Source organism: Pseudomonas saponiphila, assembly GCF_900105185.1.
Classification (GTDB): domain Bacteria; phylum Pseudomonadota; class Gammaproteobacteria; order Pseudomonadales; family Pseudomonadaceae; genus Aquipseudomonas; species Aquipseudomonas saponiphila.
Map to the genome: position 1 here is coordinate 528,936 of NZ_FNTJ01000001.1, position 12,926 is coordinate 541,861.

The 12,926-nt window shown below is 65.1% G+C and carries 15 protein-coding genes and 1 pseudogene; 10 read left to right on the forward strand and 6 right to left on the reverse strand.

Annotated features, from left to right (window positions below):
- The 10 genes from BLV47_RS02505 (at window position 1) to BLV47_RS02550 (ending at window position 7,030) form a co-directional block, all read left to right on the forward strand.
- The gene (locus BLV47_RS02505; RefSeq protein WP_011063737.1) at window positions 1-663 is read left to right on the forward strand and encodes a riboflavin synthase; all 663 of its coding nucleotides are present in this window, start codon (window positions 1-3) and stop codon (window positions 661-663) included.
- 16 nt (window positions 664-679) lie between these two features.
- A complete protein-coding gene (gene ribBA / locus BLV47_RS02510) occupies window positions 680-1,771 on the forward strand; it encodes a bifunctional 3,4-dihydroxy-2-butanone-4-phosphate synthase/GTP cyclohydrolase II (protein ID WP_092309493.1) in 1,092 nt (363 codons plus the stop codon).
- 91 nt (window positions 1,772-1,862) lie between these two features.
- A complete protein-coding gene (gene ribH / locus BLV47_RS02515; RefSeq protein WP_011063735.1) occupies window positions 1,863-2,339 on the forward strand; it encodes a 6,7-dimethyl-8-ribityllumazine synthase in 477 nt (158 codons plus the stop codon).
- On the forward strand, window positions 2,336-2,836 hold the full coding sequence (gene nusB / locus BLV47_RS02520; RefSeq protein ID WP_011063734.1) for a transcription antitermination factor NusB: 501 nt from the start codon (window positions 2,336-2,338) through the stop codon (window positions 2,834-2,836). Before ribH ends, nusB begins: the two co-directional genes overlap by 4 nt.
- An 18-nt stretch (window positions 2,837-2,854) precedes the next feature.
- Window positions 2,855-3,820, forward strand: a complete 966-nt coding sequence (gene thiL, locus BLV47_RS02525; RefSeq protein WP_092309496.1) for a thiamine-phosphate kinase — start codon at window positions 2,855-2,857, stop codon at window positions 3,818-3,820.
- Entirely contained in the window at window positions 3,817-4,320 is a 504-nt protein-coding gene (locus BLV47_RS02530; protein WP_092309500.1) for a phosphatidylglycerophosphatase A family protein, read from the forward strand. The genes thiL and BLV47_RS02530 overlap by 4 nt, the downstream gene beginning before the upstream one ends.
- A 10-nt stretch (window positions 4,321-4,330) precedes the next feature.
- Window positions 4,331-5,086, forward strand: a complete 756-nt coding sequence (locus BLV47_RS02535) for a substrate-binding periplasmic protein (protein WP_092309503.1) — start codon at window positions 4,331-4,333, stop codon at window positions 5,084-5,086.
- Between the two features lie 113 nt (window positions 5,087-5,199).
- The gene (ribA, locus tag BLV47_RS02540) at window positions 5,200-5,817 is read left to right on the forward strand and encodes a GTP cyclohydrolase II (protein WP_092309506.1); all 618 of its coding nucleotides are present in this window, start codon (window positions 5,200-5,202) and stop codon (window positions 5,815-5,817) included.
- The gene (locus BLV47_RS02545; protein WP_047306283.1) at window positions 5,814-6,233 is read left to right on the forward strand and encodes a hypothetical protein; all 420 of its coding nucleotides are present in this window, start codon (window positions 5,814-5,816) and stop codon (window positions 6,231-6,233) included. The genes ribA and BLV47_RS02545 overlap by 4 nt, the downstream gene beginning before the upstream one ends.
- Window positions 6,233-7,030: a cobalamin-binding protein gene (locus BLV47_RS02550; protein ID WP_092309509.1), complete on the forward strand. Its 798-nt coding sequence runs from the start codon at window positions 6,233-6,235 to the stop codon at window positions 7,028-7,030. The genes BLV47_RS02545 and BLV47_RS02550 overlap by 1 nt, the downstream gene beginning before the upstream one ends.
- A gap of 69 nt (window positions 7,031-7,099) precedes the next feature.
- On the opposite strand, the pseudogene BLV47_RS36450 reads toward BLV47_RS02550, so the two are convergent.
- From BLV47_RS36450 to BLV47_RS02580, 6 genes and pseudogenes are all read right to left on the reverse strand, one after another.
- A pseudogene (locus BLV47_RS36450) lies at window positions 7,100-7,337 on the reverse strand (hypothetical protein); the annotation flags it as partial.
- A gap of 42 nt (window positions 7,338-7,379) precedes the next feature.
- Window positions 7,380-9,278 (reverse strand): 1-deoxy-D-xylulose-5-phosphate synthase, encoded by a 1,899-nt coding sequence (gene dxs / locus BLV47_RS02560; RefSeq protein WP_092309512.1) that lies wholly within the window; start codon window positions 9,276-9,278, stop codon window positions 7,380-7,382.
- A 112-nt stretch (window positions 9,279-9,390) separates the two neighbouring features.
- Window positions 9,391-10,278, reverse strand: coding sequence for a (2E,6E)-farnesyl diphosphate synthase (gene ispA / locus BLV47_RS02565; protein ID WP_092309515.1), 888 nt, complete (start codon window positions 10,276-10,278; stop codon window positions 9,391-9,393).
- Window positions 10,275-10,517 (reverse strand): exodeoxyribonuclease VII small subunit, encoded by a 243-nt coding sequence (locus BLV47_RS02570; RefSeq protein WP_011063724.1) that lies wholly within the window; start codon window positions 10,515-10,517, stop codon window positions 10,275-10,277. Before BLV47_RS02570 ends, ispA begins: the two co-directional genes overlap by 4 nt.
- 129 nt (window positions 10,518-10,646) lie before the next feature.
- Window positions 10,647-11,960 carry an MFS transporter gene (locus BLV47_RS02575; RefSeq protein ID WP_092309518.1) on the reverse strand — a complete coding sequence of 438 codons (1,314 nt, stop codon included), beginning with the start codon at window positions 11,958-11,960 and terminating at the stop codon, window positions 10,647-10,649.
- A 20-nt stretch (window positions 11,961-11,980) separates the two neighbouring features.
- On the reverse strand, window positions 11,981-12,919 hold the full coding sequence (locus BLV47_RS02580) for a LysR substrate-binding domain-containing protein (RefSeq protein WP_092309521.1): 939 nt from the start codon (window positions 12,917-12,919) through the stop codon (window positions 11,981-11,983).
- Window positions 12,920-12,926 lie beyond the last annotated feature (7 nt).

Sequence of the window (12,926 nt, forward strand, 5' to 3'; positions counted from 1 at the left end):
ATGTTCACCGGCATCATCGAATCCATCGGCAGCATTCGCGCATTGACCCCAAAAGGCGGAGATGTGCGGGTCTATGTAGAAACCGGCAAGCTTGATCTGGCCGACGTCAAACTGGGCGACAGCATCGCGGTGAACGGCGTCTGCCTGACCGCGGTTGAACTGCCGGGCGATGGTTTCTGGGCCGATGTCAGCCGCGAGACTCTGGATTGCACAGCCTTCCATCAGTTGAAGGCCGGTAGCCGGGTCAACCTGGAGAAAGCCCTGACCCCGACCACCCGCCTGGGCGGTCACCTGGTCAGTGGTCATGTCGACGGTGTCGGCGAAGTGGTGGCGCGGGAGGAAAATGCCCGGGCCATCCAATTTCGCATCCGCGCGCCGAAGGAGCTGGCCAAGTACATCGCCCATAAAGGCTCGATCACCGTCGACGGCACCAGCCTGACGGTCAATGCGGTGAATGGCGCCGAGTTCGAGCTGACCATCGTGCCCCACACGCTGGCGGAAACCATCATGGCCGACTACCGGCCGGGTCGGCAGGTCAACCTCGAGGTCGACCTGCTGGCGCGCTACCTGGAGCGCCTGCTGTTGGGCGACAAGGCGGCCGAGGCCACCGGCGGCACCATTACCGAAAGTTTTCTGGCCGCTAACGGCTATCTCAAATCCTGACTCAAGGGGGTGCCGCGTGGCGCTCAACAGCATCGAAGAACTGGTTGAAGACATCCGCCAAGGCAAGATGGTCATCCTCATGGATGACGAAGACCGCGAGAACGAAGGCGACCTGATCATGGCCGCCGAGTGTTGCAAGGCCGAACATATCAACTTCATGGCCAAGCACGCCCGTGGCCTGATCTGCATGCCCATGAGCCGCGAGCGTTGCGAGCTGCTCAAGCTGCCGCTGATGGCGCCGCGCAACGGTTCCGGCTTCGGCACCAAGTTCACCGTCTCCATCGAGGCCACCGAAGGGGTGACCACCGGCATCTCCGCCGCTGACCGTGCGCGCACCGTGCAAGCGGCGGCAGCCAAGGACGCCAAGCCCGAGGACATCGTCAGCCCGGGTCACATCTTCCCGCTGATGGCCCAGCCCGGCGGGACCCTGGCCCGTGCCGGCCACACCGAAGCCGCCTGCGACCTGGCGCGCATGGCCGGTTTCGAGCCGAGCGGAGTGATCTGCGAGGTAATGAACGACGACGGCACCATGTCCCGTCGCGCCGAGCTGGAAGCCTTCGCCGCCGAGCACAACATCAAGATCGGCACCATCGCCGACCTGATTCACTACCGGATGATCCACGAACGTACCGTTCAGCGGATTGCCGAGCAGCCCCTGGACAGCGAACTGGGCCAGTTCAACCTGGTGACCTATCGTGATTCCGTGGAAGGCGACGTGCACATGGCCCTGACCCTGGGGGACATCTGCGCAGAAGAACCGACCCTGGTGCGGGTGCACAACATGGACCCGCTGCGCGACCTGCTGATGGTCAAGCAGCCGGGCCGCTGGAGCCTGCGGGCAGCCATGGCCACCGTGGCCGAGGCTGGCAGTGGCGTGGTGCTGTTGCTCGGCCACCCGCTGGATGGCGACGTGCTGCTGGCGCACATCCGTGAAACCGCGGAACACCAGCCGGTGAAGAAACCCACCACCTACAGCATCGTCGGTGCCGGTTCGCAGATCCTGCGCGACCTGGGCGTACGCAAAATGCGCCTGATGAGTGCGCCGATGAAGTTTAATGCGATATCCGGTTTCGACCTGGAAGTTGTAGAATACGTGCCCTCCGAATAAAAGCCGGTCGTTTCCAGCTTGAAATTCGCGGTTCAAATATCACTGAAGAGCGTGTGCTAGACACGCTCTGGCTCTTTAAGAGATTTGTCGAATGACCCTGAAGACCATCGAAGGTACCTTCATCGCCCCTAAAGGCCGCTATGCCCTGGTGGTCGGCCGTTTCAACAGCTTCGTCGTCGAAAGCCTGGTCAGCGGCGCGGTTGACGCCCTGGTTCGCCACGGCGTGAGCGAAAGCGACATCACCATCATCCGTGCCCCTGGCGCCTTCGAAATTCCGTTGGTCGCGCAGAAAGTTGCACAAAAGGGTGAGTTCGCGGCGATCGTCGCCCTGGGCGCGGTCATTCGTGGCGGTACTCCGCACTTCGAATACGTGGCCGGCGAGTGCACCAAGGGCCTGGCCCAGGTGTCCATGGAATTCGGCGTGCCAGTGGCCTTCGGCGTGCTGACCGTTGATTCGATCGAACAAGCCATCGAGCGTTCCGGCACCAAGGCCGGCAACAAAGGTGCTGAAGCTGCCCTGTCCGCCCTGGAAATGGTCAGCCTGCTGGCGCAGTTGGAGGCCAAGTGATTAGCGACGATAGCGATCGTTTCAACCCGCGCGATCCCAAGCCTGCCAACGCCGGCAAGCCATCCAAGAGCGCCAAGCGTCGCGAAGCCCGTCAGCTCGCGACCCAGGCGCTGTATCAATGGCACATGGCCAAGCACTCGCTGAACGAGATCGAAGCGCAGTTTCGGGTCGACAACGATTTCACTGATATCGACGGCGCCTACTTCCGGGAGATCCTGCACGGGGTTCCGGCCAACAAGAACGAGATCGACACCGCGCTCGTGCCTTGCCTGGACCTCGCCATCGACGAGCTGGACCCGGTTGAACTGGCGGTTCTGCGCCTGTCCACCTGGGAGCTGCTCAAGCGCGTCGACGTGCCGTACCGTGTTGTGATCAACGAAGGTATCGAACTGGCCAAGGTCTTCGGTTCCACCGATGGCCACAAGTTCGTCAACGGTGTTCTCGACAAGCTGGCACCGCGCCTGCGCGAAGCTGAAGTGAAGGCGTTCAAGCGCTGATCCGCGCTTGCAGCTGCCATGGGCGAGTTTGAGCTGATCCGTCATTACTTCGCTGCCGCGCCCTGTGCGCAAGGCGGCGAGGGTATTGCCCTGGGGATTGGCGATGACTGCGCCTTGCTGGCGGTTGCACCTGGCGAGCAGTTGGCGATTTCCACCGACACCCTGGTGGCGGGCGTGCATTTCGCCGATCCCTGCGAGCCCTTTCTTCTAGGCCAACGCTCTCTGGCGGTGGCTGTCAGCGACCTGGCCGCCATGGGCGCCACGCCGCTGGCCTTTACCCTGGCCCTGACCCTGCCGACGGTGAGTACCGATTGGCTGCAGGCCTATGCCCGCGGCTTGAACCTCATGGCCCAGGACTGTGGTGTGCGCCTGATCGGCGGCGACACCACTCGCGGCCCGCTGACCTTGACCCTGACCGTGTTCGGACGGGTTCCCGGCGGCCAGGCCCTGACCCGCAGCGGCGCCCGTGCCGGCGACCTGCTGTGTGTCGGTGGCGAGTTGGGCAATGCGGCCGGCGCCTTGCCGCTGGTCCTGGGGCAGCGCCGTGCCGAGGCGGCTGTCGCCGAGCCGTTGCTGGCCCACTACTGGTCGCCCCAACCGCAGTTGGCCCTGGGTCAGGCCCTGAGAGGCAAGGCCAGCGCCGCCCTGGATATTTCCGATGGCCTGCTGGCCGATTGCGGGCATATCGCCGCCGCCTCGGCGGTGGCCGTGCAACTGGACCTGGAAAAACTGCCCCTGTCTGCGGCGCTGCTCAGTTTTCTGGGGCTGGAAGGTGCTCGCGCCGCCGCCCTGAGCGGGGGCGACGACTATGTCCTGGCCTTCACCCTGCCGCCTGCCGAACTGGCACCGCTGCAGGCGGCGGGTTGGCCGGTGCACGTGGTGGGGCGAGTTCTGGCGGGGCGCGGGGTGACCCTGCTGGATGCCGGCGGCCAGGACATCACCCCCGACACTCGGGGTTATCAACACTTTCCGGAGACACCGTGACAGATCATCCCAAACAGGTCCCGGCGGAGTTCGTACCGCCGTCGGTCTGGCGCAATCCCTGGCACTTCCTGGCTTTCGGCTTCGGTTCCGGCACCTTGCCCAAGGCGCCCGGCACCTGGGGCTCGCTGGTTGCGCTACCCTTTATCCCGCTGTGGCAGATGCTGCCGGACTGGGGCTACTGGCTGATGCTCGGCATCACCATGCTGTTTGGCTTCTGGCTGTGCGGCAAGGTGGCCGATGATCTGCGGGTGCATGACCACGAAGGCATCGTCTGGGACGAAATGGTCGGCATGTGGATCACCCTGTGGCTGGTGCCTGAAGGATGGTACTGGCTGTTGGCGGGGTTCCTGATGTTCCGCTTCTTCGACATTCTCAAGCCGTGGCCGATTCGCTGGGTCGACCGGCATGTGCATGGCGGTGTCGGCATCATGCTCGACGACGTGCTGGCCGGTGTGTTCGCCTGGCTGGCGATGCAAGGCTTGGTTTGGTGTTTCAACTGAGAGGTTAGGCATGGATGTGCGCCGCGTGCTGCTGGTACTGCTGGTTGTCTGGAGCTGCGGCGTCCGGGCCAATGAGTTGCCGGCGCAACCCGGGCAGATCCGCATCGCCAGTGAAGAATGGAGCCAGTACACCGAAGCCAATGGCGAAGGACTGGCCTGGGACATTCTGCGTGAGGTGTTCGAGCCCCAAGGGGTACGCATCGAGCGCAGCAGTGTGCCCTACACCCGTTCGGTGGGCCTGGTGCAGCGTGGTGAAGCGGATGCGCAAGTGGGCGCCTATCGTGATGAAACCCCCGGTCTGCTGTATCCGCGCTGGAACTACGACACCGACCATATCTACTCCCTGGGGCTGGCCAGCAATCCCGAGCTGACCCTGGCCAACCTCGGCAGTTACCGTCTGGTCTGGGTGCGTGGCTACAAGTACCAGGACTACCTGCCCAACGCCCGGCGCTACAACGAGATTCGCCGGCGCATCGGCATCCTGCCGATGTTGCAGTACGGCCGGGCCGACTATTACATCGACGCCCAGACCGAGATCAGCTACGTGCTCGGACAAGCCCAGGACCCGAGCCAGTTCAAGATCAGCCATCTGGCCGAGCTGCCCCTGTACCTGGGCTTTGCCGACAACCCCCGCGGTCGGGCCCTGCTTGCCTTGTATGACCGCCGCATGGAGCAGTTGGTGAAAGACGGTGTCCTGCGTCCGATCTTTCAGCGTTGGAAGCAGCCCTATCCCTTTGACGACAGCCGCCAGCCGGCGGTCCGTTGATCAAACTTATCGATCTTTATCTCCGATAATTCAGCCTAAGCGTGCAGTGGAGGCTGCTGTTACAATGCCGCCTCTGCGAATCTCCAGTCCTCATACAGATCAGGAGCACAACAGTGCCCGTCGTTTTTGTTGCCGCTTCCAAGCTGCCTACGCCTTTTGCGCAATTCACCATGCATGGTTTTCTTGATGAAACCACCGGTCGCGAGCACGTGGTGCTCAGCCTGGGGGACATCGCCGATGGCGCGCCGGTTCTCGGCCGCCTGCACTCCGAATGCCTGACCGGCGACGCCCTGTTCAGCCAGCGCTGCGATTGCGGCTCGCAACTGGAAGCCGCACTGCGCGCGATAGCCCGGGAAGGTCGCGGGGTGCTGCTGTACCTGCGTCAGGAAGGTCGCGGCATTGGCCTGCTGAACAAGATCCGTGCCTACGAGCTGCAAGATGGCGGCGCCGATACCGTGGAAGCCAACGAGCGTCTGGGCTTTGCCGCGGACCAGCGTGACTACGCCATGTGCCTGCCGATGCTTGAGCACCTGGGGGTCAAGTCCCTGCGGCTGATGACCAACAACCCGCGCAAGGTCAGGGCATTGACCGACATGGGCATCCAGGTTGCCGAACGGGTGCCGCTGCACACCGGGCACAACCCCCACAACAAGCTGTACCTGGCGACCAAGGCCAGCAAGCTCGACCACATGATGGGCAACGAGCACCAGGGCGAGGTCGACCGCGCGTGACTCGGGGTCAAGTCAAGCGCCGCCTGGCCGTCAGTTGGTGGCAGTACCTGGCCCTGGCCTTGCTGCCGCTGTTTGTGATCAACCTGGTGTTTGGTCAGGGCGAGGCGTTGATGCCCGTGCTGGCGATGCCATTCTTTATCGCCGGTACGGCCTCGATGTTCGTCAGCCTGCGTTTTTTCAACGGCTACAAGCATGCCTTGATCGCCGCCGGCAAAGCCCTCGATACCCCTGAGGAGCCTGCCGCCTGGATCACCCTGGCGGCCCGTCGTCGCGCCGCCTTCCTGGCGGCATCGTTGCCCGCCTGGATCGGTGCCCTGGCGGTGTTCGTCGGCCTGGAAGCGGTGCCGCTGATGCTCCTGGCGCTGTCCACCGCGGTGCTGTTCTACCTCTACCGTATTCCTCGTCAGCTCGGCTGATGTGGCGCTGGCTGGCGGTCCTGTGCCTGCTGGTCGGCACTCCGGCGCTGGCGGCGCCGCGGGTGGTCAGCCTGGCGCCTTCACTGTCGGAGATTGTCGTAGAACTGGGCGCCGCCGATCGGCTGGTCGGGGTGCTGGATGCCGGTGAACGGCCGCCGGAGCTCAAGGACGTGCCCTCGGTCGGGCGTTACGGCCAACTGGATATCGAGCGTCTGCTCAGCCTCAAGCCCGATTTGCTATTGCTCTGGCCCGGCAGCGTCGGCCCGGCCCAGCGTGATCAGCTGGTCCGCCTGGGCATTCCTACCTATGTTGCCGAACCCCATGATTTCCAGCAGTTGCTGGCGCAGATCGCCGAGATCGGGCAGCGCCTGGGCCGGCCTGAGGCGGGCCGGCAACTATCGACACAGCTGAGTGCGCAGTTGGCCGGCTTGCGTGAGCGCTACCACCGCGATCCCCAGTTGCCGGTGTTCTATCAGGTCTTGGATCAGCCGTTGTACACCGTGGGCGGTGGACAGATCATCAGCGCCGCCTTGAGCGTGTGTGGTGCCCGCAACGTGTTTGCCGAGCAGTCGTTGCCGGCGCCGCAGGTCAGCATCGAGTCGGTGCTGCAGCGCAACCCCCAGGCGATCCTGGCCACCGACCAGGGGCAGCTGGATGCCTGGAAAGCCTGGCCGCAGATTGCGGCGGTGCAGCAGGGGCGGTTGTTGTTGGTCAAGGACAAGGGGCTGGAGCGACCCAGCGGGCAGATGATTGCGGCGACGGCTAAGCTCTGCGCCTTGATTGCGCCCGAGCGCTGAGCCCGGGTCGCCGCCAAGCCGGTTACCGAGTTGTTGTAGGAGCCGGCTTGCCGGCGAAGGCAACGGACCTTACAGCTCAGGTGTCCAGGTCAGCCCGAGCATCCAGGTGCGGCCTTCGCTGCGGTAGCCATAGTCGTTGCCCTGGCAGCTGTTCTGCGCTCTGACGGTTGCGCGGGTCGATGATGGCCGCGCCAAGGCTGCTCTGCCAGCCGAACCACTCCTGCTTCAGGGTCGTTTCCAGGCCGTTGATTCTCGCCGAGCCGATGTTTTCCGGGCGCTGCGTGCCGGAGTCGAAGATGATCGCGCAGCGGACGCCCGCGAGCCAGGCGTCCGCAGCCGAGTGTGGCGGTTACAGGTCCAGCAGCGCCAGGCGCTGGCGCACCGAAGCCTCGATGCCAGCTTCGTCGAGGCCGCACTCGGCGAGCATCTGCGCCGGCTTGGCGTGCTCGACGTAGGCGTCGGGCAAGCCCAGGTGCAGGATCGGCTTGAGGATGCTTTCGCGGGCCATAAACTCGCTGACCGCACCACCGGCGCCGCCCATGATGGCGTTCTCTTCGATGGTCACCAGCAGTTCATGGCTGCCGGCGATCTCGCGTACCAGGGCTTCATCCAGGGGTTTGACGAAACGCATGTCGACCACGGTGGCGTCGAGTTTCTCGGCCACTTGCAGGGCTTCGGCCAGTTGCACGCCGAACACCAGCAGCGCGACCTGCTTGCCCTGGCGACGGATCACGCCCTTGCCGATCTCGATCGGCTCCAGGTCCTTGTCGATCGGCGCGTTGGGGCCGGTGCCGCGCGGGTAGCGCACGGCGGCGGGACCGTTGTACAGGTGCCCGGTGCTGAGCATCTTGCGCAACTCGTTCTCGTCGCTCGGGGTCATCACCAGCATGCCGGGAATGCAGCGCAGGAAGGACAGGTCGAAGCTGCCGGCGTGGGTCGGGCCGTCTTCGCCCACCAGCCCGGCGCGGTCGATGGCGAACAGCACGTCGAGGTTCTGCACCGCCACGTCGTGGATCAGTTGGTCATAGCCGCGCTGCAGGAAGGTGGAATAGATCGCCACCACCGGCTTGGCGCCTTCGCAGGCCATGCCGGCCGCCAGGGTCACCGCGTGCTGTTCGGCAATCGCCACGTCGAAGTAGCGCAGTGGGAAACGCTCGCTGAAGGCCACCAGGTCCGAGCCTTCCTTCATCGCCGGGGTAATACCCACCAGGCGCGGGTCGGCGGCGGCCATGTCGCACAGCCACTCGCCGAAGACGCCGGAATACTTCGGACCGCCGGCCTTTTTCGGCGCGGCCGCCGGAGCATCCAGGGGTTCCAGCTTGGTGATGGCGTGATAGCCGATCGGGTCGACTTCCGCCGGGGCGAAGCCCTTGCCCTTCTTGGTCACCACATGCAGGAACTGCGGGCCCTTGAGGTCACGCATGTTGCGCAGGGTGGCGATCAGGGTCGGCAGGTCGTGGCCGTCGATGGGGCCGATGTAGTTCCAGCCCAGCTCTTCGAACAGGGTGCCGGGCACCAGCATGCCCTTGGCGTATTCTTCGGTGCGGCGGGCGATTTCCCAGGCACCGGGCAGGCGCGACAGCACTTTCTTGCTGCCTTCGCGCATGCTGGCGTAGGTGCGGCTGGAGAGAATCTTGGCCAGGTAGTTGGACAGCCCGCCGACATTGCGCGAGATCGACATGTCGTTGTCGTTGAGGATCACCAGCATGTTGGCGTCCACTTCCGGCGCGTGGTTCAGCGCTTCGAAGGCCATGCCCGCGGTCAGGGCGCCGTCGCCGATCACGGCGATGGCCTTGCGCTCGCTGTGCTGCAGGCGGGCGGCGATGGCCATGCCCAGGGCAGCGCTGATGGAGGTGCTGGAGTGGCCGACGCCGAAGGTGTCGTACTCGCTCTCGGAGCGCCGCGGGAACGCCGCCAGGCCATCTTTCTGGCGCAGGCTGGCCATCTGTTCGCGACGACCGGTGAGGATCTTGTGCGGATACGCCTGGTGACCCACGTCCCACACCAGCCGGTCGTCCGGGGTGTCGAACACGTAATGCAACGCGATGGTCAGCTCGATGACGCCAAGGCCGGCACCGAAGTGCCCGCCGGTCTGGCCGACCGTGTAGAGCAATTCCAGGCGCAATTCATCGGCCAGGGTTTCCAGCTCGGCTTCACCTAACCGGCGCAGGCCGTCCGGCGTCTGGGCACGGTCGAGCAGCGGGGTGGTCGGGCGTTTGCGGGGAATCTCATGAAACGTCGTGGGCATCAGGCGAATCGTTATAGGTATAGAAAGAGGCGGCAGTTTACCTTATGCATCGCAAGCTGCCCACGCAGAGCACCGAACTTGGCCGATATGCGGTCCGGGTGCGGACCGTCGATCAGTGGCGGCGCTCGACGATATAGCGCGCCAGCTCGCGTAAGGGCTCGGCCGCTGCGTCAAACGGACGCAGCGCGTGCAGCGCCTGGTCCCGCAGCTCCAGAGCGTATTCCTTGGCCGCGGCCAGCCCCAGCAGCGCCGGGTAGGTCGGTTTGTCCCGGGCAATATCGGCGCCCTGGCGCTTGCCCAGGGTCGCGGTATCGCTTTCGACGTCGAGGATGTCGTCCTGCACCTGGAACGCCAGGCCGACAGCCTGGGCATAGGTCTGCAGGGATTTGAGCTCGTCTTTCTCGGCCCGACCGCTGGCCAGGGCGCCGAGGATCACGCTGGCTTCGATCAGCGCGCCGGTCTTGTGCCGATGCATGTATTCCAGGGCTTGCTGATCGAGCTTGAGGCCTACCGAGCCCAGGTCGATGGCCTGACCGCCCACCATGCCCGCCGGACCTGCGGCCTGGGCCAGGGTGGTGACCATGCGCAGGCGGATCTCGGCGCTGGCGTCGCTCAGGTTCGGGTCCAGCAGGGCACTGAAGGCCAGGCTCTGCAGGCCGTCGCCGGCGAGGATCGCGCAGGCTTCGTCGAAGGCTTTGTGGGTAGTGGGCTGGCCGCGACGCAGATCGTCATCGTCCATGGCCGGCAGGTCGTCGTGGACCAGGGAATAGGCGTGAATTAGTTCCACCGCGCAGGCCGCGCCGTTGGCTTGCTCGGGCCTGCCGCCCAGGGCCTCGCAGGCGGCGTAGGCCAGCAGCGGGCGCACGCGCTTGCCGCCATTCATCACGCTGTAGCGCATGGCTTCATAAAGGCGGGCAAGTTCGGGGCTGGGCGCGCTGAACAGGGTGTGCATTGCCGCGTCGACGCGGGCCTGGCTGGCGGCCTGATAGGCGGCAATCATTCTGGCTGTTCCGCGTCGAAGGGTTGCTCGGCCAGTTCGCCGTCGCGCTCCAGCAGGATCTGCACCTTCTGCTCGGCCTGGGCCAGCGCGGCCTGGCAATCACGGGTCAGGCCGATGCCTTGTTCAAAGGCGGTCAACGAGTCTTCCAGCGACAGCTCGCCGTTCTCCAGACGCTCGACCAGGGTTTGCAGGTCGGCGAGGGATTGTTCGAAATCTAAGGCAGCTTTTTTGCGGGCCATGGCGGCTATCCCGGTTGACGTTAAACCGGCGCGACACTAGCAGACACTGGGGTTTCGGGCAAATGAGAAGCGCTCGCTGGCACGCGTTTCACAGGCCCTGGCTCAGCGTCCAGTTGAGCCCTGCCTGAATCAGGCGGATGTCGCGTCGGCCTTGGGTGTACTGCGCCCTGGCTCACCGGGCGGTGGTGTCTGGATCAGCCACTCCCCGGGCACAGCCTCGATTCGCGGATCAAGGGTTGAGGCCTGCACGCTCGGTGGGTGCTCAGGCATCGCCACGTGCTGCCGGGGGGCGTCGTCGACCCGAAACTCCCCGTTGGCCTTTTTCGGTTGTACCCGCCAGACCAACAGCAGGGCGAACAGCGAAAACACCATGTAGAAGGCGTTGTGCCCGTAGAGGTTCATCAGCGCGCCGCTGAGCAGCGGGCCGAGGCAGGCGCCAACGCCGTGGGTGGCCAGGAGCATGGCGCTCAGGGCCACGCGCCGAGATTGCTCGATGTGGTCGTTGGCCAGGGCGACCGCCAGCGGGTAGAGGCTGAACAGCAGCAGGCCGCTGATGCAGGCGAACAGCAGCAACCAGGTGAACGACAAGCTGAACAGCCCCCATAAAGGCACGCTCACCAGGCACAGCAGCAGCGCGCAGGCGCGGATCAGCCGCGCGCGGTCGAGGCGATCCGACAGCCAGCCGAGCGGCCACTGGCCGCACAGGCCCGCGAGGATCGCCACGGCGACAAAGGTCCCGGCCTGGGCCGTGTCCAGGCCGCTCAAGGTGATGAACACCGGTGCCAGGGCATAGAACGAGCCCACCAGCAGCCCGGTGACAAACACCGTGGCCAGGGCTTGCGGCACCCGGCGCCAGAAGAAACCGATCTGCAGCGGCGCCGCCTCCAGCTTGGCCGGGTGCAGGCGGCGGGTGAGGGCGACGGGCAACAGGCAGGCGGCGAAACACAGGGCGACGATCAGCAGCGGCTTGAAGTCCAGCTCGGGGCGCCAGATCAGCACGCCCTGGCCGAGTATCAGGCCCAGGGACACCGCCACCATGTAGCCGGCGAATACCGCGCCGCGCTGCCGGTTGCCGGCCTGCTCGTTGAGCCAGCTCTCGATCACCATGTACTGGTTCATCATCACCAGGCCGGTGATGAAGCGCAGCACCAGCCACAACCACAGCGCCTCGAACAGCAGGTGCAGGAGCACGATCATGGTCGCGGCGCCTGCGCAGGCGACATAGGAACGGATGTGGCCCACCGCGGCGATCATCCGATGGCCGAACTTGGCGCCGCCGACCATGCCGGCGTAATAGGCCGCGGTCAGGCCGCCGATCCACAGTTCGCCGACACCGTCGCCGGTCAGGCGCAGACCGATAAAACTGAAGAACAGCCCGTTGCCGGTGAGCATCAGGAGGGTGGCGCAGTAGAGTGCGGGGAATGTCAGCAGGGTCAGGTTCATGAGTCGTCAGGTCAGGGCGGTCAAGGACCGGTTTTCTGGGCAAGGTGGGCATGTTCCAGCAGCCATTGGCGAAAGCGGCGCACGGCGGGCGGGGGATTGCGGTGGTGCGGTTGCATCAGGTTCAGGCGTCCGCGGCTGGGCATGCGCTGCGGTAGCGCGCGTTGCAGGCGCCCGGCGGCGAGTTCGTCCTGCAACAGGCTTTCCCAGCCCAGGGCCACGCCCTGGCCCATCACCGCCGACTGCATCAGCAACCGATAGCTGTTGGTGCGCAGGGCGTATTGGGGGGCGTGGTAGAGGGCGCCCACGGCACTGAACCAGTCGGCCCAGGTCAGCCAGTCGTGATAGTGATCTTCGACGATCAGCAGCCGGTGTTCCTGCAGCAGGTGTTGCGGGTCGCGAATCGGTCCCTTGCGGCTCAGGTAGTCCGGGCTGCAGACGCAGATCACCTGTTCCCCGGCAAATACCGGGGTCAGCTCCAGGCCCAGGGGCGCCGGCAGCTCGTCCAGGTGATAGAACAGCCCCAGGTCGTACTCGCTGACATCCAGATGCAAGGGGCTTTCGCTGCAGAGGATGCGGATGTCCAGCTCCGGATACAGGCGCTGGAACTCGGGCAGCAGGCGCGCCAGCCAGATCGAACTGATGGTCGGCGTACTGGCCAGGGTCAACTGGCGCTCGGCGCCGCGGCGCCGCAGTTCCGCCGACTCGCGGTCGAGCTCGCGCAGCAGGCGCTGGATGGTGCGAAAGTAGCGCTCGCCCGCCGGGGTCAGGCTGATGCCCAGGTTGTGGCGATGGAACAGCGGCCGCGCGAGGTTTTTCTCCAGGCGCTTGATCTGGCGGCTGACTGCGCTCTGGGTCAGGTTCAGTTCCTGGGCGGCCCGGGTAAAGCTCAGATGACGGGCCACCGCCTCGAAAGGCTGCAGGCAATTGAGGGGCGGCAAGTCGACGTTGCGATGGGACATGCGGGTA

Bases quoted from the DNA above. Each gene is read 5' to 3' on its own strand.
- BLV47_RS02575 (WP_092309518.1), bottom strand. From the start codon at position 11,960: ATGAACCTGACCCTGCTGACATTCCCCGCACTCTACTGCGCCACCCTC.
- ribH (WP_011063735.1), top strand. From the start codon at position 1,863: ATGACCCTGAAGACCATCGAAGGTACCTTCATCGCCCCTAAAGGCCGC.
- BLV47_RS02580 (WP_092309521.1), bottom strand. From the start codon at position 12,919: ATGTCCCATCGCAACGTCGACTTGCCGCCCCTCAATTGCCTGCAGCCT.
- BLV47_RS02570 (WP_011063724.1), bottom strand. From the start codon at position 10,517: ATGGCCCGCAAAAAAGCTGCCTTAGATTTCGAACAATCCCTCGCCGAC.
- BLV47_RS02550 (WP_092309509.1), top strand. From the start codon at position 6,233: ATGTGGCGCTGGCTGGCGGTCCTGTGCCTGCTGGTCGGCACTCCGGCG.
- thiL (WP_092309496.1), top strand. From the start codon at position 2,855: ATGGGCGAGTTTGAGCTGATCCGTCATTACTTCGCTGCCGCGCCCTGT.
- BLV47_RS02535 (WP_092309503.1), top strand. From the start codon at position 4,331: ATGGATGTGCGCCGCGTGCTGCTGGTACTGCTGGTTGTCTGGAGCTGC.
- dxs (WP_092309512.1), bottom strand. From the start codon at position 9,278: ATGCCCACGACGTTTCATGAGATTCCCCGCAAACGCCCGACCACCCCG.
- ispA (WP_092309515.1), bottom strand. From the start codon at position 10,278: ATGATTGCCGCCTATCAGGCCGCCAGCCAGGCCCGCGTCGACGCGGCA.
- BLV47_RS02505 (WP_011063737.1), top strand. From the start codon at position 1: ATGTTCACCGGCATCATCGAATCCATCGGCAGCATTCGCGCATTGACC.